This window comes from Stratiformator vulcanicus (assembly GCF_007744515.1).
Lineage (GTDB): Bacteria > Planctomycetota > Planctomycetia > Planctomycetales > Planctomycetaceae > Stratiformator > Stratiformator vulcanicus.
In genome coordinates this window covers 2,053,466-2,077,705 of record NZ_CP036268.1, presented here as the reverse complement: position 1 = coordinate 2,077,705, position 24,240 = coordinate 2,053,466, and the positions used below count along the sequence as shown (strand labels likewise).

The window sequence follows — 24,240 nt, the reverse complement described above, 5'->3', positions numbered from 1 at the left end:
TGAGTCTTCAGTCGATCAGGCCGATCGGCTTTCGCCCACGCGATCTTCCTTCGGCCGTTCGAGTCGTGTTGCGCGACGGGCGAGGTCCGAAACGAAGTTCGTATCGCGGCGTGGGCGATAGCGTACGGCGACGTAATCGCGATACCACGACGCAATATCCGGACGCGCCAGTTCCGATTCGATACGGGCGGCGAACAGACTTATCGGTTCTTCCGGCGTGCGATTGAGGCCCAGCGTGAGTACGGCGGCATCGACCTTTGATCGCACGTCGGCCAATCGGGCCAAGTACGGGTCGGTGCCCGTCTTCCGACTGAAATAAATATGCGAACGCTGACGCCAGATGACGTAGGCGATCAAACCCAGCAATATCGCGAACCCCTGCAGTGACATCAGCGATCTCAACAGCGATCGCCCCAGCCACAGCCAGCCGCCTCGCGTGAACTCATACCGAAAATTGCCGATCGCAACGCTCACATAGTCCCACAGTTGGCGATGCCATGGTCGCTCGACCGCCTGCGGCACGCCTCCCGACGGCGTTGCCTCGACGAGCAGCCAGCCCCGCTCCGGGTCATACGCTTCGGCCCAAGCGTGTGCATCGGAATTGCTCGCCGTCCAGTAGTCGCCCAGTTCGTTGCGGCTGGCGACGACAAACCCGGTCACGTAGCGGGTCGGTATCCCTCGCATTCGTAACAGGGCGGTCGCACCGGCGGCGAAGTACTCGCAGTGCGCGTCGGGCTTTCGCGTTAGAAAATGCAACAGCGGGTCTTCGCTGGCAGGAATCGAGATGCCGACGCGATAGACATAGTTCGCCTGAAAGTAAGCCGTGACCGCCTGAACGTGATCTTCGACCGTGACCGCATCCGAAAAAATCTGATCAGCTAGGGCTTGGATACGGGGGTCCTCCGAATACGCATCGGGCAGCGTCAGAAAACTCCCTTCGGTCGCATCCGCGGGCGATGGAGGCTTCTCGAGCAGACCTGGTGAAAATCCAACGGCGGCTGAATAGCTCGCACTCGGCAGCGCCGTATTGCTAACGACCTGGTCCGGTGCGAATTCGAGTTCGGTGTCGTCCGTCACCACGCTGAGTGAGTGTTTCGGCAGGAAATAATGCCCGAGCAATCCGCTATCGATAATCCGAATGACGAAGGTGCGGACTTGAGATTCGCTGCTTTTCGGGACGGAGTAAGATTGCAGCGTATCGACAGGCTCGAACGGAACCGCTTCATCATCGCCGAGCGGAACCGGCTTGATCGGCTTCGCCTCATCTCCCGAACGCTCAGCCGGCCTCCATGACAACTGCCATCGGCCAAAACCAAGTGTCGGGGCGGACCGCTCGATCCGATCGAAAATACGACCGCGGAGGTAGCCGGGACTCGCACCGCCGTCAACACGTAGTGCAACGTCATTTGATCGTTGCGTCTTCTGAGCCGCGACGTCGCCGAGATTTACTTCCCCGGAAAACCCAACCGAACCGCCGACATCGGTCGACATCCAGAGATCGGCCACCCAGCGATCAAGCGTCCGCTCATAGCGTTGCAATGCGAAAGCGCCCGCGACAGCACCGGAGGCAATGATCGCCAACGTCACGGCAGTCACGGCGACGTGCATAGCGCCCCGCCTGCGATGGCTTCGGCCGGTCGCGCGGTCGTATCCGAGGAACAATGCTGAGGCGATCACGAAGGCGATCGTCGCACATTGAAAGATGCCCGCTTCGAATCGCGAGGCCCGGATGTCCCCCGCCGAAATCATGACCAGGACGCCGAGCCAGATGAATCGCGGCGGAATCCGATCGCCTCCGAATTTCATCAATAGGAAAGCGATTTGCACCACGAGCAAGAACTGACCAATCACATGCAAAAACGGCGAGAGGAAGTCCAAGATGTCGTTCTGTTGCGTATGGGTCGAAACTCGCCAGTTGACCACGAACAGCAGCGCACCGAACAAAATCAGCACGGTCCGCCGATAGGGAGAGACTTCGAAACGCCACGGGCCGGCAGCGAATGCGATCGCAACCAAAGCCGCCAATGTCGGGAAGATCACCGTCCGTGAGAGCGTGCCGAACGTGACCGCCTCGATCAGAATCAATAGCAAGGCGTAACCGCGCTGACCGCTCATAGTCCCTCGGAGAAACCGGTTTCGATCGCCGCGGGCGTCAGCCGCACGACGCCGGCGTCAATTTCGGTTGGAGGAGGTAGCTTCACATCACCCGAAACGAGAAACGCGCGCACTTCGCAACCGGCTTCGCGAACCGACTCTAAAAGCGCTCGTCGCGACGGCGACCATCCCGTGAGGATAAAGACGACCGCCGATATCTGATTCAGCTCATTTAATATCGTATTCGCCAGCACGTCGAGCGTCTCTTTCGAAGTCGACTCGACCGACGCCAATATCTCGAGCACGTGCTCGAAGTTACCGGTGCTACGACCGTAGCGAAACCGATACAGCTCCGGACCCGCGGCGAACAGATCGATCACGTACTCTTCGCTCGAAAGTGCATCGGCGACGGCGGCGGTCAGGCTGACGGCAGCTTCGAAATCGCGAGGGCCCGTCGTTCCGACCTTGAGGAATCGGGAGATGTGCGTGTCGAGGATCAGCGCCACGCGAACAAAGTACTCTTCTTGAAACTCTCGGACGACCGGTTCTCCGGTCCGCGCCCATGCCCGGAAATCGAGCTTGCCGATCGGTTCCCCCGGCACGTACTCACGGTTGCCGATGTACTCCGGCGACTCCCCGATCCGAGAACTCAGCGCGATGCCCCCCGGCTGATAGCGATCCGCGGCGGAGAGGCGAAACCTTTCCATCGGCTCAAAAGAGGGCACCACCAGAAGCGGATCGAGCTTGACGCCCTTCTTGCCTGCACGACCGATCCCGAAGGGAAACAGACTGTAGGCCCGCACGTCTGCCAACTGATACGTCCCCCGCGACTTCGGTTTAATCCGCAGCGGCAATCGCACCGATCGCCCCGGATCGAGCCGGCCGACGATGTGCTGATCGATCTCGCATTCAAGACCTGCAGGCACATCAAATGCCGCGACCGACAGATCGAAGGCGGGAAACATCCCCCGGTTCGTGACCGTGAGGACGGCAGTTGTTTCGATGCCGACCGTGGTGCGCGCCGGCAGACTTCCTTCGATCTCGACCTTCGGCCGAAACATTACGGCGACCGTCGCGGCTCCCGAAAGGAGTACGATCAAAGCACAGAACATCTGGTAGATCGGCATCTGCACTGTCACGGCACCGAGGCCGGTCAGGACAACGCACCACACGAGAATCTTTCCCGCCGGCGTCAGATCATCTCGCCACTGCTTCCACAGCGAGTTGAACATCCATCCGACGAGGCTTCTCCGTTTACTCTTCAAAGTGCCGTCGCGGCGACGCCCGGAGATGAGTTGAAGAAGATATTGCACGGTGAATCTCAGGCCGGGACAGAGATACCGCTGACGATCTCGTCGACGACGTCCGATTTCGTCACGTGGCTGTAACGGGCTTTCGAAGTCAAAATGACGCGATGGGCGAGCACCGCGGCGGCAACCGACTGCACATCCGAAGGCGTGACGAAATCACGACCGTCGAGAAATGCCGCCGCCTGCACGGCGCGAAACAGCATCAGCGAGCCACGCGGACTTACGCCGAGTTGCAGCCGCGAATCGGACCGCGTTGCCTGCACGATTTCGACGATGTAGTGGGCAACCGACTCTTCCACGCCAACCTCTTTCACCTTCGACTGCATGTCGAGGAGCTCGTCAGTCGAAAGGACCGGTCGGATGTCGTCGATCGGATGCCGCTCCGATTGATCGAACAGAATTGAGACCTCGGTATCTTTGTCGGGATATCCCAACTGCAGATAGATGAGAAATCGGTCGAGTTGCGCTTCGGGCAACGGATAGGTTCCGTGAAAATCGACCGGATTCTGCGTGGCGAGCACGAAGAACGGACGCGGCAGCGATCGGCTTTGCCCCTCGATCGTTGCCTGAGCCTCGCTCATCGCCTCCAGCAATGCCGACTGCGTTCGCGGTGAAGCCCGATTGATCTCATCGGCGAGCAGGACGTTGCAGAAGATCGGCCCCGGGCGAAACTCGAAGGAGCCGTCCTTGGGATTGTAGATCGACGAGCCGAGAATATCGGTCGGCATCAAGTCTGGAGTGAACTGCACGCGGCGAAACGTTAAATCGACGGAAAGTGCGAGGGCCTTGGCCAGCGTCGTTTTCCCGACACCGGGCACGTCTTCCATCAACACAGAACCGTTCGCCAACAGGCCGACGCAGAGCAGATCGATGACCTCGGCTTTACCGCGGATGACCCGCGCAAGGCCCTCGCGGAGATCGGCGAGCTTTTTGACGCCCGGATGGACCTCGGCGGCCGTGCCTGCTTCGAATTCCCCCACGTTGCAGTCGCTCCCCGGTGCAGTGATTAGTACGTGATGTTCACGAGTCGTGCCGCGAACGATACCCCAAACCGCACCGCGATCCAAAGCCCACCGGTCACACCCCGTGAGTCCAGAATTAGCCCGCCCGCATCACGCGCACCGCCCTCACCGTATACGCGACCCCGCTATACGCCGTCACGGCGACGGTCGCCCAAAGGAGTACGTCACGCATCAAGACGAATTGCGGCCATTGCCTGAAAGTCGGCGACATCGACAGCAACACGACCGTCACTGCCACACACTGCAGCACCATTTTCGCCTTACCGAGGTTGTCGGCAGAGAAATCGAGCCCCTGCCGCTCGACGAAACTTCGCAGCCCAGTAACGAACATTTCGCGACCGATCACGATCACCGTCATCAATGCGTTGACGCCGGAGGTCGGACCGTCGCCGACGTTGCGTTCGATCAGAAAGATGAACGCGCCGCCCACAATGATCTTGTCGACAAACGGATCGAGAATCCGTCCCGTGACGGTGATCTGGTTCCATCTCCGGGCGAGATACCCATCAATGGCGTCGGTCGCCACCGCGACCACAAAGAGCACCGCAGAGGTGATCCACGCATCGGTCAGCGAAATCATCCCGAACAGCACAAACGCCGCGAACAATCGCGACACGGTGATCGCGTTGGGAATGTTCCATTCGCGTTTAGCCGCGACCGAAAGGGAGCGCGCCGCGTCATCGGCTTGCTCTCGCTCAGGGGGTTCGGTCACGGGTTCGACCATAATTGATCGCATCTGTCGTCGAAGGGGGTCATACCGATTTCCGCCGCGCTTCCTGGCGGTCGCGGCTAAACGTCTTGTGGCGAATCACGCATCGTTCGCGACGACTTCGCCGACCCAGTCGTAATCATCGCGGCCGGTGATCTCGACCGAGACGAACTCGCCTTCGCGCCCCTCGGCTCCGCGGACGTAGACGTTCGCGTCGATCTCCGGTGCATCGGCAAACGTCCGGCCGATCGAGAAACCGTCGCCGTTATTTCCATCGATCAGCACGTCGAGCTCATAGCCGACGAGCGATTCGGCGAACTCGAACGCGATCTGCTGTTGGACCTGCATCAGGCGATCGACGCGGGCCGCCTTCACGTCCTCCGGAAGATGGCCGTCGAGCTTCACCGCCGGAGTGCCCGGTTCGATCGAATAGGGAAACACGCCCATCCGTTCGAATCGCATGTCTTGCACGAAGTCGACCAGTTCCTCGAACTGCGCTTCGGTCTCGCCGGGGAATCCGGCGATGAAGGTCGTCCGCAGCACAAGGTTGTCGATCGACTCGCGGAGCTTCCGCACCAGCGCCTCGGTCCGCTCGCGATTGACGCGGCGTGACATCCGGCGGAGCACTTTCGAATTTACGTGCTGCAGCGGCATGTCGAGATACGGGATGACCTTCGGCGAAGTGGCGATCTTCTCGATGAGCCGATCGGTGAAATTGACCGGGTAGAGGTACATCAGCCGAATCCATTCGATGCCGTCGACCTGCTCCAGTTCTTCAATCAGTTCGACGAGCTTCATCTCGCCGTACAGGTCGATGCCGTAGTACGTCGTGTCCTGCGCGACGAGCATCAACTCCTTGACTCCGTCGGCGGCCAGTTCACGGGCCTCGGCGACGACCTCTTCGATCGGCTTGGTCGCGTGCTTGCCCCGCATCATCGGGATCGAGCAGAACGTGCAGGTGCGATTGCAGCCTTCGGAGATCTTCAGATAGGCATAGTGACTCGGGGTGATTCGCAGCCGAGCTCGATCGTCGAGCGCACGAATCGGTGCGGGGCGAAAAACTTCGCGCTGCTCATTGACGTTGCCAACCAGCCGATCGGCGACCTTGGCGATCTCGTCCCGCGCGAAGACACCGACGATGTGATCGATCTCGGGCATCTCTGCCCGCAGGTTCGCCCCGCCCAACCGTTCGGGCAGGCATCCGGCGACGATGACGCCTTTCGTTCGCCCGGCCTGCTTGAGGTCGATCATCTCCTGAATGACCGCCTTCGATTCCGCCCGGCTGCTGTCGATGAACCCGCAGGTATTGACGATCACAAAATCTGAGCCTTGCGGCTCCGAGACGAGGGTGTAACCGTCGAGCGCCAAATGCCCCAGCATCTTCTCACTGTCGACCAAATTCTTGGGACAGCCGAGGCTGATGAAGGCGTAATTGCCTCGGGAATCCTTTGAACCCGCCTCATCGGCTGAGGCTTCCTCACGAGGTCGATCGATTACGGGCAGTTCCAACATTTTTCAATTTATTCCTGCGACACCGGGCTGTCGATATGCTCAATTGACTCGATTAGCGACGTTCCAAGCATGACCATTTTTTCGACGAGACGCTCGTCCTGCTCGGAGTGGAGGAACACGTAGATCGATCGTTCGCTAACCCGGACATTTTCCGGATGCCTCACTTCGAATGTGCGGCCACTGACCATCCTGATGCGAAATGGATGGAATGGCTCCGCATCGACGTATTCAAAAAATTCTTCGTAAGACATTCGCCAGCCTCCGAAAACGTTCGCATCTCGACATTTGACCGCTAATCGGTCAGAATTTCAGAATCCGATCTAAGGAATCTCCCACCCCTTCGAACTTGGGGCGAGACGCTCATCGCCGAGAGACCGATGCCGACAGATCATACGTTTTCCTCCACCGAAACGACAGGGGCCCAAGCGTGACCGCTGACGACGGATTCGGCTTCGAGGAAGACTACTCGGACGATGTGACTCAGTTGTCGACCGTGACCGGCGTGTTCTGCCTGAATTGCAATAATATCGTCGTCCCGAATTCCGACATGGGCAATTGCCCGCATTGTCATCAGGTCATCGAGATCATCGTTTCTGCCTCTGACGCCGAAGCACTCAAAGACGTCGACGAAGTGCCGCCCGACGCTGACCGCACGATCGAGAGTCGCCACCCGAACCTGCTGGCAAAACAACTGTCGAGTTCGTCGTCCGAGGGCGATTTCGAGAAGCAACTGGGGCGATCGCTTCACATCTATGAATTTCAGTCGCTGCTCGGCAAAGGAGGCATGGGCCGGGTCTACCTCGCGCGGCATTCGCACCTGCATCGCCGGTGTGCGGTTAAGGTCCTTTCGCCATCGCGTGTCATGGAAGAGGTCGACTACGTCGCCCGCTTTCTAGACGAGGGCCGGACTTCGGCCGAACTACTGCACCCGAACATCGTGACCACCCACGCGATCGGTGAAGAACGCGGCTACCATTTTCTTGAAATGGAATACGTCGGCGGCGGTTCTCTCAAGCACCTGCTCAACGAGGAAGGGCGACTGACCCCGCAGAGGGCGACCACGATCGCCGCTCGCATTGCGCACGCCCTCGGTCATGCCCACCGCAATCGCATATTGCACCGCGACGTCAAGCCGGACAATATTCTGATTACGTTCACCGGTGTGCCCAAGCTGACCGACTTCGGCCTCGCCAAACGGGTTCGTGATGAGCGGCAGCGGCAAGACCCGTTTCTTGTCGGCACGCCGGCATTTATGGCCCCGGAACTTTTCAGTGGTGCCCCGAATTCACCCGCGACCGATGTCTACGCTCTGGGTGTCAGCTATTTTGTCTTGCTCACCGGGCGACCGCCGTTCACCGGCAAAACGCTGGGGGAGTTACGTTCGCGGGTCGTCTCCGGACCCGTTCCGAACATTCGCGAACTCGCTCCCGATGTGCCGCTCGAGATCGCCGAATGCGTTTATCGATTGATGGACCGGGCCGCTGATAATCGACCGCAGACGGGTCTTGACGCGTTTCATCTCATCTCGGCATCGGCCGGACAATCCCGCGATCTCGACAGCCTGCTCCGGGAAGCATTCGAAAATTCTTTCAGCGTCAAATGGAGTCGCGTCGATCTCGAGTATCGCATCGACGTGCGACTGCCGAACGGCCGCGGACAGTCGGTTTATCTCGAACCGAGTCCGGCAGAGGCAGGCGAACGCCTACTGACAATCTTCAGCCCCTGCTGCGATGCGGAACCGCAGTATTTTCACGAGGCGCTCAAACTCAATTCGGAAATACCCCACGGGGCACTGGCCATTCGGACGATCGAGGGCCGAGAAATGTTCTGCATGATCGACAATTACCCGCGTGCCACGATCGATGCCGAAGAATTGCGGCGAAGTGCGATGGAAGTCGCCCAGCGGGCCGACGCCGTCGAGAAGGTGCTGACCGGCGACGACATTTATTGATCGGCCGGCGGTTCGAATCGCCTTACACGGCGAACGCCCGATGCTTTCGCCCATCGATCACTCCGGTCTTACCGTATGTAACGGCAGAACTTGTTGCTCGCCGACGACATTAAGCGAGCAATCGTTGACCCCGAACGGCTCGGGCCGATACGTTATCAAAGGTCGCTTCCTAACGATCAGAGGATTCTGACCCTCACGACCCGAAGAAGCGACTCGATATTTTCACCTCGGGGTACCTATGGTTCGCAACCGTTTACGAGCAATCGCCGCAGTCGGTCTGACCGTCGTGGTCGGATCGCTGGCCGTTCCGACCGCGCAGGCGCAAGGGAACCAGCGTGGTTTCGCGGTCACGGCGGAACCGTCGGTCTCAGGCGAAGAGTTGACGACCCAAACCGACCTTTGGGTGCTCGAGGTCGACTTAAAGCCGGCCCGGCTGATTCGCGTCGGCATCACCGATCCGAAGTCGGGCGAGAAGACCGAAGAACTGATTTGGTATCTTGTTTATCGGGTGAAAAATCGAGCGCTGAAGACTCCGCCGGAAACGCCCGACCTTGATCCCGTCAACGTCTACGACGATCCGCCGGGTCCGTCGCTGATCATTCCTCGGTTTCTGCTCGTCACGCAGGATGGGGACGCCCCCGTTTCACACTTCGACGTGACTATTCCCGAAGCCCAAGCCGCGATCGAGCGGCGAGAGATGCGGGGCGATCTGAAGGACACGAAACTCAATAATTCCGTCTCGATCGTGCAACCGATTCCGAAACGGCTCGCCGAAGGCGAAAAGCCGGATCGTGACGACGTGATTTACGGGGTCGCCATGTGGCGCAACATCGATCCGGAAACCGACTTTTTCCGTGTCGCGCTCGAAGGGTTCTCGAACGGTTACCAAGAGATGAAGGGTCCCGGCGGGCAGCCGATGATCCTGCGACGGGTCTTGGTGCAAGACTTCTGGCGGCCCGGCGACCAATTTGAAGAAGAAGAGAAAGAATTTCAGTTCAAAGGCGGCCCGCGATGGCTCTACCTCCCCGACGAAGAATTGCGGCAGGAAGGCAAAGTCGATCTCGGGAGTGGGTCCTGAAGTTCAGCGCCGAACAGCCCGTGACTGATCGGACGTTCGGCTCCGTTCGGTCGCGATTGCTGAATTCGGTTGAAATTTCGCGAGAAGTCTGCGATTCTCCCCCGCTCGCCGCAGGGCATTCCTTTTGACGTTTTCAGCGATTTTCGGACGCGACGGCTATGGCACATAAAAAGGGACAGGGCTCGAGCCGGAACGGTCGGGATTCGAATGCCCAACGACGGGGCATCAAAAAGTTCGGCGGCCAATCGGTCATCGCCGGGAACATTATCGCCCGGCAGTGCGGCACGAAGTGGCATCCCGGCATGAACGTCGGCATGGGTCGCGACTACACGATTTTCGCCCTGTGCGACGGACACGTCTATTTCGACCGCAAAGGTCGGCGGATCAATGTTGAGCCGGTTGAGGTCGCTTAGGCCGACATTGCGGCTGCTCATCCGTTGCTCCCTCGTTTTCGCGTGAAATCGGTGATTCGCCGATTGAATTCCCCCGCAGCCAGTGGGTATTCTCCCTACTCACGGTGGCTCGCACGCAGTCCGCTCGCCCGCCCTCGATCCGCCGTCATGTTTCTCTCCGCTTTCCGTGCAATTGAGCGTGTGTAACGTCACTGTCGCGTCGTCGGCCAAATCGTTTTTGCGTTAGTTCGCGCTCGTCGCCTCAGTCAAATTACCCGCGGGATAGGTTCGAGCTATGCGACGTATCGGCGTCTTGACCGCGGGAGGCGATACGCCCGCGTTGAACGCGACCATTTACGGGGTCGTCGAACGGGCCAATCAACTCGGCGTCGAGGTTATCGGAATCATCAAAGGGTTCGGCGGAATGGTCGACCCGCGGATCCCGCACCTGCGGCTCAATCCGCTCCGAACGACGATTCCCGAATTGCGACCCGACATCGGCGGCACGATTCTCGGGGCCTCGCGGACCTATATCGACAAGAACGAAAAAGAGCTGCTCAAGGCGGTCGTGGCGCGGCTGCGTCGGCTCGGGATCGAAGGCATTATCTGCGTCGGCGGCGACGGCACGATCAACGGCCTGCAACCGATCTCCGACTTCATTCCCTGCGCGCTGGCCCCCAAGACGATCGACAACGATTTGGGCCTAAATTACATCGAAGAGCCGAACGACTGGGAACTCATCGAGACACCCGGCCACAAATCGAAGTATTCCCGCATTTACAGCCGGACCGAGCTCGAATTGGCCGACATCGTCAACTACGCCACGCCCGGTTACGCGACCGCCGTGTTTGTGGTTGCGCAGGCGATCGAACGGACCCGGACGACAGCCGAAAGTCACCGGCGAATCGCCATCGTCGAGGTGATGGGACGCGATTCAGGATACATCGCGCTCGGCTCAGCCTACGGCCAGCCCGACATCATCCTCGTTCCGGAAATCCCGATCGACATTGAGCGGCTCGAACGGCGCGTCCGTGAAATCTACGAGCTGCAAAAGCACGTGGTCATCGTGGTCGGTGAAGGCGTCCGGGACGAAGAAGGACATCAGCTCGGCGCGAAGTCGGCCAGCGTCGATCCGGCCGGCAACATTCAATTCACCGGAGCGAGCGAAGCGCTACAACAAATTCTGATTGAACGACTGGGCGACGGATACTTCCAGCACCGGCGACGACACGACAACGCCAAGCAGGCGATTTTCACGCGTAAAGTCGGTCACACGCAGCGGGGCGGACGCCCGATTATGTTCGACCGTTTTTACGCCACGCAGCTCGGCGGCAAAGCGACCGAATTACTGGTCCACGGTCGCAACAATCATATCGCGACGCTGCAGTACTCACCCGAGCACGGTTTCAAGCTCGACTCGATCGCGGCCAACAAACTGCGGGACCGCTGGGGCCAGATTCACGCCCGGACGCTCCATCCGTATCTGTACGACGAGAAGAAATTTCAGCCATCGAAATTCGGGCGGGCTTATCTCAAGCCGATCTTCACTCAGGCTCTCGGTCGCGACGACGTTGAACACCTGCTCAACGACGCGTTCAATCCGGGAAAGCTCTCGATGGTTTACCCCAGCGTAAACGTCGACATCCACAAACGGCTCGAGCACCTCGAAGCCGACGGCATCGATCCCGACCCCATCTGAGCTTCGCGGTTCGATACGCCAACGCCATCAATTCGACGGAGTCGCCGATCGGCCGAGTCGCGCACCGATTCCGCTAGAAGCGATTTCAATACCAGCCAGAGCCGATGGTCGATCAACCGGCAATTTTCCCGACGGCTTGCGCCTCGGGCTTGTATGTTGAGCGATTTGAAACCGCTATTAATGTTGAGCGCGGTTGGTTTCGACCTTTCCCGCCGTCCGCTCGATTCCCGGTTGAGTCGGCAAGCCAATCATTTCCTCTGATGTCGTATATCCGACAGGCACGACCTGCCGATTGGTTTGAACATCGCCGCGCGTTCGTCGCTGCAGCGAACCGGCGGCGATCATGTCTTTAAGAGCCTGCTTGAGTTCGGCTTGCTGATGCGCCGCGGGCCCGGCAACGGCGACGAGTTCGTCGATGCGGAAGTCTTCACCCTCGCGAATCAGCTTGACCGCGCCGCCGCTCGATGAGTCGCCGAATTTAACTTTGACGGCTTCGCTTCCGATCTCGAGGGAGGCCAAGGGTTGTTTCAGCAGGGCCGCCACCGTTTTCGCTTCGCGTGGCGTCGCTCGCATCTGCGACCAGACCAGGCGATTAAATTCCGACGAGCATGTCTGCCGCACCATGTTGAGATCGTCCTGCTCAACACCTCGGCAAAACACGATGACGGGCAACGTGTGTTCCAATGTTTGTTTGAGTGAACGGGGTCGGTTCTCGACGGCCAGTTGCACATCGTTGACGCGAACCGCGCCCCCCTGATCGATCAGGTGATAGGTCGCCGCCACGCCCCCGTGCATCACGAGGTACTCGGTGACCGGACCACGATAGATGACGCGGTCGACGATTGGCGCTGAGTTTCGGACTTCATCCAACGGAAGTCGGTCGAGATCACCCGGCTTGACGTATTTCCACACGCGCTCCCGGAAGTCGTACGTCGAGGTTTGCGACAGGAGCGACAAATCGCCATCCGCGAGTGCCCCGGCAAACAGCAGCATGACGGCGTCGCCGGTGAGTGCCGAGGAAAGTCGCCGCTCTTCTTGATCGTTGGGTGAGAACAGCGTGACTTCGGAGACGCGAAACTTTCGACCGGTTGAGGAGTCATCGGCGCCGACTAAATCCAAGGCGATGACGACGCGACCGCCATCGGTCTGCGCGACCAATTCCGCACTCTCGTCAAGAAGATCGAGTGCAATTCGACCACGAGCCGCAGCCGCTTCGTCGAGACTGACCTTCGAAAGGTCCGCCGACTTCAGGCAGTGATTGAAAAATCGATCCGTCGCCGTCGACTGCAAACCATCGAGGTCCGCCGCGGTATAGGCGTCGAAAAATGAGTTACCGACATCGAGTGCTAAGGCAGCCTGATTCAGCGAATTCAGATGCAGTTTTTTGTCACGATCTTCGAACGCGATTTCGTCGACCAACCAAGTCGCGTTCCCGTCGCGTTTGAGCGACAGCAGGACCCGGCCTCCGGGGCGAGTCATTGTGACGACCGCGACCCCATCATCAATGGACGCTTCGGGCGAGAGATTTCGCTTCGAGAAGCCGTGGAACATGCGGTGCGCGAGCGCTTCGCGTTGGGCTTCCGGCAGTGCAGCAAAGTTCGACGCCAACGGTTCGGCGAGGGCAGACGTATCGCGCCCGCCGTCTTTATCGGCCCACTCTTCAACGAAATTTGAGACCGCCAGCAGCAGGGTCATCTGTTCGGTCACGCTGCGGGTGCTGGTCACGCCCTCGTTCACCCGCCGCATGAAGACATCGTCGACAACCCATCGACCGCCATGCCCGGACCGTGCGATTCGATACCGCATGGTCCGCGGAGGATTGCCGACCTCGACCGTTACGATTTTCTCCGGGATGTCTGGATCGGTCCAGTCGTCGTCCTGTAGATCGACGATCTCTTTGACCTCGAACTCGCCGGTCGGCAAGGAGAGTGACTTCAAATGGGTCAGAGCGTCCGGTTCGGGCAGAGCGACCGATTGAAAGCGTGGCGAGGATCGCTCGGTGAGCGCCTCGTAATCGCCTTCGGACAGCGCCTCGGCGAAGAGCCGAACGGTCCGTTTCTCGGAGAGACTCTGGCAGCCGACCGCGATCAGCGCGCAAAGGCCGATGAGCGCCGCGGTGAAGGGGCGTTGCATGCGCAATCATCCTGTCGATCCGGACGGATCGATTTGCTGGAAGTGCCGAAATGGCGATGGATTGGAAGTGAAGTGGAGAGAACGCCCGATATGGCACAATTGATACCGGCGGTCAATATCGAATCGGCCATAAACCTGGGCTCACGGCTCCAACAAAAACGGTTCGCCCCATGGGTTCGCCGCAGTCTGCCGGTTGACCGTTCGGATGGTGCCCCGGAGAATTTCATCAGGTGACGGTCGGCCGATCAAACCGTCGCCGCCTCAAGCGAGAACTGGTCGGGCTGTCGATTCGATCGCACCGCACGCAGGAGCACCGACAATGGCAGGGAAGACGGCGACCAACCCGAAAAAACGTGCTGAGCCGAGCACTTCAAGTAAGGTCTCGAAGCAGAAAAACACGAACGGAAAGGCATCGAAATCTGCGTCAGCCGGAGCGAAGAAGGCAAAGCCCTCCGGCGATGAACAGCACACGATCGGCGGCTACCTGATCGACCGGCTCCAAGCGTACGGGGTGGACGACGTCTTCGGCATTCCGGGCGACTTCGTGCTCAATTTCTACGGAATGCTGGAAGAAAGCCCGATCCGAGTCGTCGGCACCACGCGGGAAGACAACGCCGGCTACGCGGCCGATGCCTACGCTCGGGTCCACGGCCTCGGAGCCGTATGCGTGACCTACTGCGTGGGCGGGCTGAGTTTGTGCAACTCGATCGCCGGTGCGTTCGCCGAGAAGTCGCCGGTCGTCGTGATCAGCGGCGCCCCGGGAGTCGATGAGCGAACATCGGACCCACTCCTGCACCACCGCGTCCGCGACTTCGACACTCAGCGTCAGGTCTTCGAGAAGATCACGGTTGCCAACGCTTCACTCGACGATCCGTTGACGGCGTTTCGTGAAATCGACCGGTGCCTCGAAGCGGCCGTGCGCTACAAACGGCCCGTCTTTTTGGAGTTACCCAGAGACCGCGTTGAGACCAAAGCTCTGTACCCTCACGTTCCGTTGAGCCGGACGCATCCCAGTGATGCCGCGGCGTTATCCGAAGCTCTCGACGAAGCCGCTGAGATGATCGCGGGAGCCTCCCAACCAGTCATTCTCGCCGGCGTCGAGACGCATCGCTTCGGCTTGCGCGAACCCGTTCTGGAGTTTGCCGAACGCAATTCGATTCCGGTCTGCTCGACGCTGCTGGGCAAATCGGTGGTCAGCGAAAAACATCCGCTGTACCTCGGCGTCTACGAGGGAGCGATGGGTCGCGCGTCGGTTCGAGAGTACGTCGAAGGCAGCGATTGCGTGATTCTGCTCGGCTGCTTCATGACTGACATCAACCTCGGAATCTACACCGCGCGGCTCGACCCAGGACGCTGCGTCTATGCGACCAGCGAGAAGCTGCGCATTTCTCACCATCACTTTCACGACGTCGAACTGTCCGACTTCGTGAGCGGTCTCGCCGAGGCCGACTTGAAGATGAAGAAGAGAAAGTTGCCGAAGAACGAGGGGTCACCGCTCGATTCATACGAAATTTCGCCCGACGCGAACGTGACGGTCCGCCAACTCTTCGGGCGGATCAATGCGATGTTGGACGAGAAGATGGTCGTGGTCGCGGATGTCGGCGACTCCCTGTTCGGGTCGGTCGACCTCTCGATCCATCAGCACACAGAGTTTCTGAGCCCGGCCTATTACACATCAATGGGGTTTGCAGTGCCAGCTTCAGTCGGCGTGCAGGTTGCCGATCGGTCGCTCCGTCCGCTCGTTCTGGTCGGCGACGGCGCATTTCAGATGACGGGGCAGGAACTGTCGACGTCCCTCAAACTCGGGTTCAACCCCATCGTGGTCGTGCTGAATAACCACGGCTACACGACGGAGCGCTTCCTGCAGGAGGGGCCGTTCAACGATATCCCCGATTGGGCCTATCACCGCATGCCCGATTTGCTCGGCGGCGGATGGGGATTCGAAATCCGCACCGAGGGCGAACTCGATCAGGCCCTCAAGGCCGCCATGGCGAACGAGGACGCGTTCAGCATTCTGAACGTCCACCTCAAACCGGACGACGTCAGCCCCGCTTTGACGCGCTTGGCCGAGCGGATGTCGAAACAGGTCTAATCACGAGGCACAGCCGCTCATCCGCGTTCGCAGCAGATTGCGGCGTGCATGTCGCGGATTCCGACGGCGGTGCCTGCGGATTCGCAGGCAGCATGCCGTTGCCAGTCATGACAGATCGCGGGCACCGACTTTAGAAGCCTTCCAGCCCCGGATCGATTCCCGCTTCTTCAGCCGCCTGACGCAGTTTGTACTCTTCGAGAGCACGAACCTGGTTGGGCAGCAGGAATTCCGGCCCGGCCGGATAGAACTGCACGTCGTCACGAAGATACCACGGCGACGGCAGCGTTTGTCCCGCAACGCTCGACTGACAGCCGGTCATCGCAAACGGGGCTGCCGACAGCACGAGTGCCGCCGCTACGCTTCGGATTTTCCACGGTGTGAGTTTCATCCGTGCGATGTCCTTGAGTCCCGAGTGAGATCGCCAGTTGTACCGAATCGAACGCCAAGAGGCGGTTCTACCGGTAGTATCGACTGCAGGACGCCCGCACTTTCAATCGAATCGTCAAGACCGGAAAAATCGGCCAACCAAGCCCCAAAAGCGTGGCCTTTCGATCACTTCGATCGCAGGATTCTCTGCAATTCTTCCAACGTCGTCACACCGTCGGCCACAAGGCGAAGCCCTTCGCGCTGGTAAGTCGGCATCTCCTCGGACTTCATCAACTGCCGGATCTTCGCCCCGTCCGGCCTCCCGCGAACCACTTCTTTGACCGCATCCGACATGATCAGGAACTCGTAGATGCCGACCCGGCCGAAGTAACCGGTGCCGCCGCATTTCTCGCACGGCTCGTAGAGTTCGGCATCTGGATCGTCCTCGGCGGGAGGCTTTGCGGCGCGATAGAGGAGCTTCGTCTCGGGCGGAAGTCCCACCTTCGCAAGAATTTTGGGGTTGGGACGGAAAGCCTGGCGACACTTCTCGCACAACTTGCGGACCAGCTTCGGAGAAATAATTCCGGCGACGTTCTTCGCGACCGCTTCGGAATCGCCCGAAATCTTTAGAAGTTTGGCCAACCCGCCGACGGCATCGGCCGCGGCGAACTGCGAAACAATCGACGTCACGTCCGCGTACTGAAAAGCGATATTGAGCTTCTCCTCGCCGTCCAATTCGCCAATGTAGAGCACGTCAGGCTCGCGCCGCAGGCACCGTTCGATTTGAGCTTCCAGCGTTTCCTCTTCGTTCTTCTCGAACGGCGTCATCATGGGGACCTCTTCACCGAGGCTCTCCAGGACGAAAATCGAGTAGATATAAACGTCGATCGATTTCAGCACGCCGATGGTCGAAGCGCTGACCCCCGACATCGGCGGCCCGCTTACGAACAGACAGCCGTTATTGCTGCCCGATACTTCGCGAATTTTCTCACGGAGTGCTTCGTGGAGGCCGAGTTCCGACGGCTTCTCCGGCTTGTGCTTGAGGTTCTTGCACCGAATCGTCAGTCGCTCGCCGCCCTTCGACGGTTCGAAGTCGATGTGCAGTTCGTAGGGAATTTCGTCGAGTTCCGCTTTGACGCCGCCACGCTGTTTGCGATCGCGCGTCTGAGGATTCAGGCCGGTCAGTAACTTGAGCATCTGACTAACGGCCGCCGCTTGACGCATCTGCATTCGACCGCCGGGATAGGCGACGCCGTCAATAAACAGACGAATCATCGCGGCATTGCCGCGCGGTTCGATGAGAATCATCTCCGCGCGGCGCAATAGCGCATCGGTGATTAAGTCTTTGGCCGGCATCAAGGCGGCTTGTGTCAATCGCGCATGGCGTGACAGGTCCGGCGTGCGGCCGTTGAGCGCTCCCTGAAAGAGGACGTAGTCAACATCCTCATCCTCTTCGAAGCCTTCGTCCTCGAATTCGTCGTCAAAATCATCATCGGACGGATTACGTCGACCAGCCACGGCATCTCCCCGTACTACAAATCAGCACAACAGGTCACGGCAACAATTCACTCGAACGAAGTCTCAGTCGACAGGCCACTCGGACCTCGCGCCCGCAAGGCGGGTCATCGACGGGCGAGTTCCTTCACGGCGACGTAACTCAGCCCATCACCCCGAACGAACCCAGTGTTCTTTTTAATGTCGCAATCTCTACCTCGGTCAGCGGCACAAGCGGAAGCCGAACGTCGCCCACTTCATGCCCCAACAGCCGCATCGCAGTCTTGACCGGAATCGGATTCGTCGACAGCGACAACATATCGCGGCATAGAGGGAAGAGCTTGCAGTGCATCTGCTTCGCCTGCGCCGCATTCCCTTCGGCAAAGGAAGAGACGAGGGCCTTCACTTCGCGCGGAACAATGTTCGCCGCCACGGAGACGACACCACTGCCTCCGATCGACATCAGCGGCAGCGTCATGCTGTCATCGCCCGAGAGCAGCGTCAAATCACAGTCGGCCAGAATCGCGGACGCTTGATCGATCGAGCCGGTCGATTCCTTAATCGCGACGACCTGCTCCAATTCGGCGAGCCGACAGATCGTCTCCGGCTCCATATTTTTCGACGTTCGACCGGGGATGTTGTAGAGGACAATCGGAAAATCGACCGTATCCGCCACCGTCCGAAAGTGCTGATAGAAGCCTTCCTGCGTCGGCTTGTTGTAGTACGGCGCGACCATCAGCGCCGCATCGGCCCCGTCGGCCTTGGCTCGCTCGGTCAGCCGGACGGCCTCAGCGGTGCTGTTCGACCCGGTGCCGGCGATAACTTTTACTCGCCCGGCTGCCTGCTCGCACACGATCGCGATCACCCGTTCGTGCTCGTCGTGTGAGAGGGTCGGGCTTTCGCCGGTCGTCCCGCAGGGGCTGATGCAGTCGGTCCCCACTTCGACGTGCCAGTCGACCAGTTTCCGCAGCATGGCCTCATCGACCGCACCGTCTTTGAAGGGCGTCACGAGCGCAACGGTGACCCCGGCAAATTGACTTCCCTTATTTCCCATGAAATTCTCCGAGATCCCGTCGTCGTGATTTCCAACTTATGACTTCGTAACCGGCCACTCGACCGCCGACAATTCCGCCAGGGCGAGTTCCAGCGCCTGCGTCCCCGATCGGGCGTGCCCTTGGGCCGCGACCGCGCGATACAGTTGCTCCGCTAAAGACAAGCCGGGAAGTGCGAGGTTCATCCGCCGGGCTTCGGCCAACGCGATGCCCATATCTTTCAAGAAATGTTCCACATAGAAACCGGGCGCGAAATCGCCCGCGATGATCCGCGGTGCGAGATTCGAAAGCGACCAACTTCCCGCCGCCCCACCAGAAACCGACTTCAGGACGGTTTCCAAATCAAGTCCGGCTTTTCGGGCATACAGGAGTGCCTCGCAAACGCCGATCATGTTCGTCGCGATCAGCGTCTGATTCACCATCTTCGTGTGCTGACCGGCACCCGGCCCGCCCTGACGAACGATCGTCTTGCCGAAGCATTCCAACAGCGGCATCACCTTTTCGACCGCTTGCGCTTCTCCGCCCACCATGATCGACAGCATGCCGTTCTTCGCCCCGACGTCGCCGCCGGAGACCGGGGCATCAATGCTGGCGATCTGCTTCTTTGCGGCCGCCTCGTGAATCTCCGTGGCGAGGCTCGGATCACTGGTCGTCATGTCGACAACAGTGGCTCCCGACTTCGCCGCTTCAAGAATTCCACTCTCGCTCAGATAAACGCCGCGCACGTCCTCGGGATATCCCACAATCGTGAAGATCACGTCCGCATCGGCCGCGACATCCGCCGGCGTATCGGCATAAGTGGCCCCGCGCTCAACCAGCGAATCGGCCTTTGATTTCGTGCGATTAAAAACCGTCAGCGAGTAGCCGGCGTCAATCAGGTGACCGGCCATGGACGATCCCATCACACCCGTTCCCACCCAGCCGACCTTGGTATGGCCGGGGGAGAACGACGTATTCGATTCGCGATCGGTTTCCATGTGCTTGAGAAAGTTTGACGGATTGCGACGGCTGGAAATGACGCGCCGGTCGGGCATGATACATCGGGCGAGCCGCAAGTATATCGGCCGACCAACGCCAAGTCACACGGTCATGGCGGCGGTCCCGCCGCGGGGGGTGCCTGCGGCAGCGGATGGCTTGGAGATAACAGCGCGCGTCGAGGAAGAGGCAATGCCAAATGGCGATTCAGAGGGACTGGCTGCGGCGGAGTCGCCCCCCGGAACGGTCTACCTCAATGGCTCCTGGGTGGAGCCGACTGACGCGGTTTTGCCGATCGATGACTTCGCGATCACTTCCGGCGTGACGATCACGGAAATTATTCGCACATTTCGGCATAAGCCGTTTCGGCTTGATGCTCACCTCGACCGGTTCGAGCAATCGGCAAAGTTGGCTCACGTGCCGTTGCGGGTCGAACGTGATCAGCTCGCGGAATTGATTGCTGAAGCGATCAGCCGACGCGGTGCGAGTCTGACGGTCGAGCACGACCTGACCGTTTCGGTCTTTGCTTCTCCGGGGAGGAATCGTCACTACGACCCGGGGACGATCACCACCGGATCTGCGAAACAAGAGCCGACGCTCTGCGTCTATGCGTTTCCGATCCGCGCGAGTCGTGATGCGGTACTGTTCGAATTGGGTCAGCATCTCATCGTGCCGTCGATCGAGGCCGTCCCGCCGGGAACGCTTTCTCCCAAGATCAAAACGCGTAATCGGCTGCACTGGTATCTCGCGGAGCACGAGGCCGCCCGATCGGAGCCGGGAGCCCGTTCGCTCTTGGTCCGCGGCGATGGCGTCGTGACGGAAACGGCGGCCGGGTGTCTGTTCGCTGTGATTGACGGAGCGCTGTGCGAACCGCCGCGAGATTCGAGACTCGACGGGATCAGTGCCGGAGTCGTACGCGAATTGGCCGTTGAGCTCGGACTGACCTGTCGAGAAGTCCCGCTGCAAATCAACGACTTGTTGTCCGCCGATGAAATCTTCACCGCATCAACCGTCTACTGCCTACTTCCCGTGACGCGGCTGAACGGGTCAAAGATCGGAGACGAAACAGCCGGACCGATCTATCACACGCTGCTCGGAGCATGGAACAAAGAAGTGGGTGTCGATATCGCCAATCAATTTCGTGTGATTGCAGAACTCGGCTCTTAGAATCCGACTCCCTCATTGATCGACAGACCGGCGTGGCAACTAAAAAGAACACGGCCGACGATTGCCGGCCGTGCTCGATAGTTGTCGGTGCTCCGGCGACTCGAAACCAGATTACGAGTGCCTTCGAAAGTCATTCAGGACGGACGCCAAAGCTCACGAACTTGGCCCCTTTATCGTCGGTGATGACATAGCTGCCAGACGGGGCGAGATACTTCTGGATGACTTCGAACGGCGGAAGTTTCGTGAAATCGACCTCTTTGACATCGACGCCGGGAACCTTATCGGTCCGGAACATCTCCCAGAACGGTTTCAACTGCGAATCGGCGTTCTGATAGCCGACCATCGAGACCTCGACAGGGAAGTGCGATGCCACCCGCTGGTACGTGCCATCACCGGCGAGGCGGTCGGCGCGATCAACGCCGCGAAGCATCGATTCGACCCGCTTAACGTCGGTCGACATTACGATCGCATCGTTGGCGATGGTCACGGCAAAACTCTCCGGCCCGCCCGATGCCGCGGCCTGGTTCGGCATTTCGTAAATCGTCTGCCCTTCGAATTCGCGGATTTTGCCCGGGAACGTATTACCGTCAGCCATTTTGCTCATCAGCGACTTCATCTTGTCGGCATCGACGACGTCGATCGCCACGATCATGTCCTGCTGAACGTTCTGCAGCGAGGTCTCGCCCAACTCGTCTTCGCCCAACTCAACAGGAAAATTCACGACGTGGATTCGGCCATCGATCTGGTCGACGATGTCATCCTTAATGTGGATCGACGGGCCGGTCGGCGAATCGGCCAACGTGTCGACCAATTTTTCGAGCGCGTTTTGCCCTTGGAACATGTTGTAGAGATTACGAACGGTGTCGTAGGCCTTCTCCGCGTCCCAATTCATGCCGGCGTAGCCCGTGGCCTCGTTGGGCGCCCAATCGGGAACCGAGAGGTCGGTCTCCGGGAAGGAGAACAGGCCGAGCACGCCGGTCACAGGCGGATCGATGTAGAGCAGTGATTGGCTAACCGATTCGAATTCTTCGGTCGCCAGATCGACGCTGCCGCCCCAACCCCGCATGTTGCGAAGTCCGAGTACGGGCAAGAAGCCGAGGGCCATCTGAGCCTGCGGCAGTTTATCGGCATTCGCTTGAATGCCGATTTCGATCCCGCCGACCGGATCGACAAACCACTTCATTGCGGGGGCACGATCGCCGATCGATGTCTGCTGCAGGACGTAGTCATAGACCTCGTTGCCGGCGAACGTCTCCGGGTGATCTCCGTCCCAACGCACCAGGACCGATTCCAAAGCCGCCGGCGTGTTCCCGATGACAAGGGTCGAATCCTTACGGAACATCGAGAATCCCGAAGGCGCCTTCACCGGAGCATCCGCTTCGGCGTCTTCGTCCTGCGGATATTCGTAGGTCACGATCTCGGTACCTTCGAAGCTCTCCGAGGACCATGTGACACCCTTTTCTTCGACCGCCTCTTCGTATTGTTCGAAGAACTTGTCGACGGCGTCGCCGCTATCGCCGTAATCGATCATGGCGATAATTCCGACTTCGAATCCCTCGAGTCGAGTCACCGCGACCGCAAATTCGCCCGAAGGAATCGCCAGCAATTCGCTGACCGACATCCCGAGCTTCTCCTGCAGATTCGACGCGGCTTCGTTGTACTTATCTTCAAGCTGTGCGGCGAAGTCTTTGATGCCTTGTTCTTCGAACAGTCCGGAGAATTTCGTCTCCTGGAATCGCTCCTTCAGCGCATCGACACTGGGGATCGAGAAATAGGCGTAGACCTGCTGGGTCAGCAGTCGTTCGCTGGGCGTCTCCCCAGCGGCGGCAACTAGCGGAGTCGCCATCAGTGCGACACAGAAAACAATTTTCAGCGGATTCATAAACCTGCGGTCCTTCGTCTGTCAGGAACTTCGTGTCAGTCGTTTCATCAAGGGCACAATGGACCGATCGTCCATGCCGCCATGCAGCCGTGTGACTTCTCAATTAGCACAAATCACGCATGACGATTCGATGGTTCATCGCGAGTATCTATTTTGACGGGTGATCGAAACCAAACCCCTCTGCACGCTTGAAAAATTGCGAGCTGCGCTCGATCTATCCATTGATACCTCCCTCGGCCTGATTCCGTTTCAATTCGTCGCGATCAATCTTTGTCAGGCCGGGGCGTGGCCGCACGATCCTGCCGTCGAGGCGGTTCAAGATAGCGATAGCCGGTATTGGGATTCGTCTTGTCGTAGGCGAACGCCTGATATTCATCGAGAAAGGCTTTGACGTAATTGACCGGGATCGCGAAGCCGAGTCCCTCGCCGAACAGCAATTTCATGTTCGTCACACCGATGACCTCGCCGCGGGTATTGAACAGCGGGCCGCCAGAGTTCCCCGGGTTGATTTGGGCCGTCGTCTGAATGTAGACGAGACCTTCAAAATTTCGATTTCGGCTTCCGACGATCCCCTGCGAAACCGATCGTTCCAACCCGAGCGGGTTGCCGATCGCAAAGACCGCGTCGCCTTCGCGATAATCCGCATCCTTCGAAAGAAAAACGGGTTGGAAATCGAGATCGTCCTGCTTGGGAATCTGTAAAATCGCCAGATCGAAGAATGGGTTCAGGGCTACGATCTTCACCTCGCGAACCCGACGGCGTCGAAATGTTCCGTCGTCTCGCTTCTCGTAGAGGATGACGGCGATCTGCGTTTCGCCCTCAATCACGTGACAGTTCGTCACGCAATATCCGTCGTCGTTGATGATAAATCCGGACCCCAGGCCCCCGGGGGTCTGCACCAGTACGACACCGGAGCCGTATTCCTCCGCCAGCGTTTTGACCTCGCGGCGCTTCAGTCGCGCGGTGGAATAGATACCGCTGTCGCCGACTTCTTCAGACTCTTTGCGACTGTCCGATCGACGTGCGACTTCCGTGAGTGGGACGCGAACGACATCGACGCCTACGTCGACATAAAGATTCGCCCCGTCATTTTTCAGCACGTCCCCCTCGATCGACTGACCGCTTTTCAGCTCGATCACATCCGCCCCGGCGATAGCGGAAAGCATAATGCTCGCCGCAATCAATCGCAGGCCGCCCGACAAGAGTCGATCTTTCATACTCACAATCGCCCGTCGTGTATCATGACTTACGCGTGAAGGCTTCATTCCGGTCGACGCCCATTCTTACGGCGCCGGTTCAATTCGACCACCGT

Annotated in this window: 19 protein-coding genes; 6 read left to right on the top strand and 13 right to left on the bottom strand. The window is 59.3% G+C overall.

Features of this window, described 5'->3' with window-relative positions:
- Nucleotides 1–15: 15 nt before the first annotated feature.
- The 6 genes from Pan189_RS08085 to Pan189_RS08060 all read right to left on the bottom strand — a co-directional run bounded on the left by Pan189_RS08085 (nucleotide 16) and on the right by Pan189_RS08060 (nucleotide 6,898).
- Nucleotides 16–2,115, bottom strand: coding sequence for a transglutaminase TgpA family protein (locus Pan189_RS08085; RefSeq protein ID WP_145363430.1), 2,100 nt, complete (start codon nucleotides 2,113–2,115; stop codon nucleotides 16–18).
- Nucleotides 2,112–3,407: a DUF58 domain-containing protein gene (locus Pan189_RS08080; RefSeq protein ID WP_145363429.1), complete on the bottom strand. Its 1,296-nt coding sequence runs from the start codon at nucleotides 3,405–3,407 to the stop codon at nucleotides 2,112–2,114. Before Pan189_RS08080 ends, Pan189_RS08085 begins: the two co-directional genes overlap by 4 nt.
- Before the next feature lie 8 nt (nucleotides 3,408–3,415).
- Nucleotides 3,416–4,384 (bottom strand): AAA family ATPase, encoded by a 969-nt coding sequence (locus Pan189_RS08075; protein WP_145363428.1) that lies wholly within the window; start codon nucleotides 4,382–4,384, stop codon nucleotides 3,416–3,418.
- 118 nt (nucleotides 4,385–4,502) lie between these two features.
- Nucleotides 4,503–5,162 (bottom strand): CDP-diacylglycerol--glycerol-3-phosphate 3-phosphatidyltransferase, encoded by a 660-nt coding sequence (pgsA, locus tag Pan189_RS08070; RefSeq protein ID WP_310821238.1) that lies wholly within the window; start codon nucleotides 5,160–5,162, stop codon nucleotides 4,503–4,505.
- Between the two features lie 72 nt (nucleotides 5,163–5,234).
- Nucleotides 5,235–6,647: a 30S ribosomal protein S12 methylthiotransferase RimO gene (rimO, locus tag Pan189_RS08065; protein ID WP_145363426.1), complete on the bottom strand. Its 1,413-nt coding sequence runs from the start codon at nucleotides 6,645–6,647 to the stop codon at nucleotides 5,235–5,237.
- Between the two features lie 8 nt (nucleotides 6,648–6,655).
- Nucleotides 6,656–6,898, bottom strand: coding sequence for a hypothetical protein (locus Pan189_RS08060; protein ID WP_145363425.1), 243 nt, complete (start codon nucleotides 6,896–6,898; stop codon nucleotides 6,656–6,658).
- 176 nt (nucleotides 6,899–7,074) lie between these two features.
- On the opposite strand from Pan189_RS08060, the gene Pan189_RS08055 reads away from it, so the two are divergent.
- The 4 genes from Pan189_RS08055 to Pan189_RS08040 all read left to right on the top strand — a co-directional run bounded on the left by Pan189_RS08055 (nucleotide 7,075) and on the right by Pan189_RS08040 (nucleotide 11,767).
- A complete protein-coding gene (locus Pan189_RS08055) occupies nucleotides 7,075–8,598 on the top strand; it encodes a serine/threonine protein kinase (RefSeq protein WP_145363424.1) in 1,524 nt (507 codons plus the stop codon).
- 238 nt (nucleotides 8,599–8,836) lie between these two features.
- Nucleotides 8,837–9,676: a hypothetical protein gene (locus tag Pan189_RS08050; protein ID WP_145363423.1), complete on the top strand. Its 840-nt coding sequence runs from the start codon at nucleotides 8,837–8,839 to the stop codon at nucleotides 9,674–9,676.
- Between the two features lie 158 nt (nucleotides 9,677–9,834).
- The gene (rpmA, locus tag Pan189_RS08045; protein WP_145363422.1) at nucleotides 9,835–10,089 is read left to right on the top strand and encodes a 50S ribosomal protein L27; all 255 of its coding nucleotides are present in this window, start codon (nucleotides 9,835–9,837) and stop codon (nucleotides 10,087–10,089) included.
- Between the two features lie 274 nt (nucleotides 10,090–10,363).
- Nucleotides 10,364–11,767 (top strand): 6-phosphofructokinase, encoded by a 1,404-nt coding sequence (locus tag Pan189_RS08040; RefSeq protein ID WP_145363421.1) that lies wholly within the window; start codon nucleotides 10,364–10,366, stop codon nucleotides 11,765–11,767.
- Between the two features lie 177 nt (nucleotides 11,768–11,944).
- Here the strand turns inward: Pan189_RS08040 and Pan189_RS08035 are convergent, their stop codons facing one another.
- Nucleotides 11,945–13,900 carry a hypothetical protein gene (locus Pan189_RS08035; protein WP_145363420.1) on the bottom strand — a complete coding sequence of 652 codons (1,956 nt, stop codon included), beginning with the start codon at nucleotides 13,898–13,900 and terminating at the stop codon, nucleotides 11,945–11,947.
- Nucleotides 13,901–14,219: 319 nt separating this feature from the next.
- On the opposite strand from Pan189_RS08035, the gene Pan189_RS08030 reads away from it, so the two are divergent.
- Nucleotides 14,220–15,992, top strand: coding sequence for an alpha-keto acid decarboxylase family protein (locus Pan189_RS08030; RefSeq protein ID WP_145363419.1), 1,773 nt, complete (start codon nucleotides 14,220–14,222; stop codon nucleotides 15,990–15,992).
- Between the two features lie 130 nt (nucleotides 15,993–16,122).
- On the opposite strand, the gene Pan189_RS08025 is transcribed toward Pan189_RS08030, so the two are convergent.
- The 4 genes from Pan189_RS08025 to Pan189_RS08010 all read right to left on the bottom strand — a co-directional run bounded on the left by Pan189_RS08025 (nucleotide 16,123) and on the right by Pan189_RS08010 (nucleotide 19,881).
- On the bottom strand, nucleotides 16,123–16,380 hold the full coding sequence (locus Pan189_RS08025; RefSeq protein WP_145363418.1) for a hypothetical protein: 258 nt from the start codon (nucleotides 16,378–16,380) through the stop codon (nucleotides 16,123–16,125).
- Nucleotides 16,381–16,544: 164 nt separating this feature from the next.
- On the bottom strand, nucleotides 16,545–17,876 hold the full coding sequence (locus Pan189_RS08020) for an ATPase, T2SS/T4P/T4SS family (RefSeq protein WP_145363417.1): 1,332 nt from the start codon (nucleotides 17,874–17,876) through the stop codon (nucleotides 16,545–16,547).
- A gap of 139 nt (nucleotides 17,877–18,015) precedes the next feature.
- Entirely contained in the window at nucleotides 18,016–18,906 is an 891-nt protein-coding gene (gene dapA, locus Pan189_RS08015) for a 4-hydroxy-tetrahydrodipicolinate synthase (RefSeq protein WP_145363416.1), read from the bottom strand.
- 36 nt (nucleotides 18,907–18,942) lie between these two features.
- Nucleotides 18,943–19,881 carry an NAD(P)-dependent oxidoreductase gene (locus Pan189_RS08010; protein WP_145363415.1) on the bottom strand — a complete coding sequence of 313 codons (939 nt, stop codon included), beginning with the start codon at nucleotides 19,879–19,881 and terminating at the stop codon, nucleotides 18,943–18,945.
- 190 nt (nucleotides 19,882–20,071) lie between these two features.
- Here Pan189_RS08010 and Pan189_RS08005 point away from each other — a divergent pair, with 190 nt between their 5' ends.
- Nucleotides 20,072–21,046, top strand: a complete 975-nt coding sequence (locus tag Pan189_RS08005) for an aminotransferase class IV (protein ID WP_310821235.1) — start codon at nucleotides 20,072–20,074, stop codon at nucleotides 21,044–21,046.
- 130 nt (nucleotides 21,047–21,176) lie between these two features.
- Here Pan189_RS08005 and Pan189_RS08000 read toward each other — a convergent pair whose 3' ends face one another.
- Both Pan189_RS08000 and Pan189_RS07995 read right to left on the bottom strand, forming a co-directional pair.
- Nucleotides 21,177–22,892, bottom strand: coding sequence for a hypothetical protein (locus Pan189_RS08000; RefSeq protein WP_145363413.1), 1,716 nt, complete (start codon nucleotides 22,890–22,892; stop codon nucleotides 21,177–21,179).
- A gap of 299 nt (nucleotides 22,893–23,191) precedes the next feature.
- On the bottom strand, nucleotides 23,192–24,145 hold the full coding sequence (locus Pan189_RS07995) for a S1C family serine protease (protein ID WP_145363412.1): 954 nt from the start codon (nucleotides 24,143–24,145) through the stop codon (nucleotides 23,192–23,194).
- Between the last annotated feature and the right edge of the window lie 95 nt (nucleotides 24,146–24,240).

Excerpts from the sequence above, each read along its gene's own strand:
- rimO (WP_145363426.1), bottom strand. The coding sequence starts at position 6,647 with ATGTTGGAACTGCCCGTAATCGATCGACCTCGTGAGGAAGCCTCAGCC.
- dapA (WP_145363416.1), bottom strand. The coding sequence starts at position 18,906 with ATGGGAAATAAGGGAAGTCAATTTGCCGGGGTCACCGTTGCGCTCGTG.
- Pan189_RS08010 (WP_145363415.1), bottom strand. The coding sequence starts at position 19,881 with ATGGAAACCGATCGCGAATCGAATACGTCGTTCTCCCCCGGCCATACC.
- Pan189_RS08050 (WP_145363423.1), top strand. The coding sequence starts at position 8,837 with ATGGTTCGCAACCGTTTACGAGCAATCGCCGCAGTCGGTCTGACCGTC.
- Pan189_RS08030 (WP_145363419.1), top strand. The coding sequence starts at position 14,220 with ATGGCAGGGAAGACGGCGACCAACCCGAAAAAACGTGCTGAGCCGAGC.
- Pan189_RS07995 (WP_145363412.1), bottom strand. The coding sequence starts at position 24,145 with ATGAAAGATCGACTCTTGTCGGGCGGCCTGCGATTGATTGCGGCGAGC.
- Pan189_RS08040 (WP_145363421.1), top strand. The coding sequence starts at position 10,364 with ATGCGACGTATCGGCGTCTTGACCGCGGGAGGCGATACGCCCGCGTTG.
- pgsA (WP_310821238.1), bottom strand. The coding sequence starts at position 5,162 with ATGCGATCAATTATGGTCGAACCCGTGACCGAACCCCCTGAGCGAGAG.
- Pan189_RS08000 (WP_145363413.1), bottom strand. The coding sequence starts at position 22,892 with ATGGCGACTCCGCTAGTTGCCGCCGCTGGGGAGACGCCCAGCGAACGA.
- Pan189_RS08085 (WP_145363430.1), bottom strand. The coding sequence starts at position 2,115 with ATGAGCGGTCAGCGCGGTTACGCCTTGCTATTGATTCTGATCGAGGCG.
- Pan189_RS08005 (WP_310821235.1), top strand. The coding sequence starts at position 20,072 with ATGCCAAATGGCGATTCAGAGGGACTGGCTGCGGCGGAGTCGCCCCCC.
- rpmA (WP_145363422.1), top strand. The coding sequence starts at position 9,835 with ATGGCACATAAAAAGGGACAGGGCTCGAGCCGGAACGGTCGGGATTCG.
- Pan189_RS08035 (WP_145363420.1), bottom strand. The coding sequence starts at position 13,900 with ATGCAACGCCCCTTCACCGCGGCGCTCATCGGCCTTTGCGCGCTGATC.
- Pan189_RS08025 (WP_145363418.1), bottom strand. The coding sequence starts at position 16,380 with ATGAAACTCACACCGTGGAAAATCCGAAGCGTAGCGGCGGCACTCGTG.
- Pan189_RS08060 (WP_145363425.1), bottom strand. The coding sequence starts at position 6,898 with ATGTCTTACGAAGAATTTTTTGAATACGTCGATGCGGAGCCATTCCAT.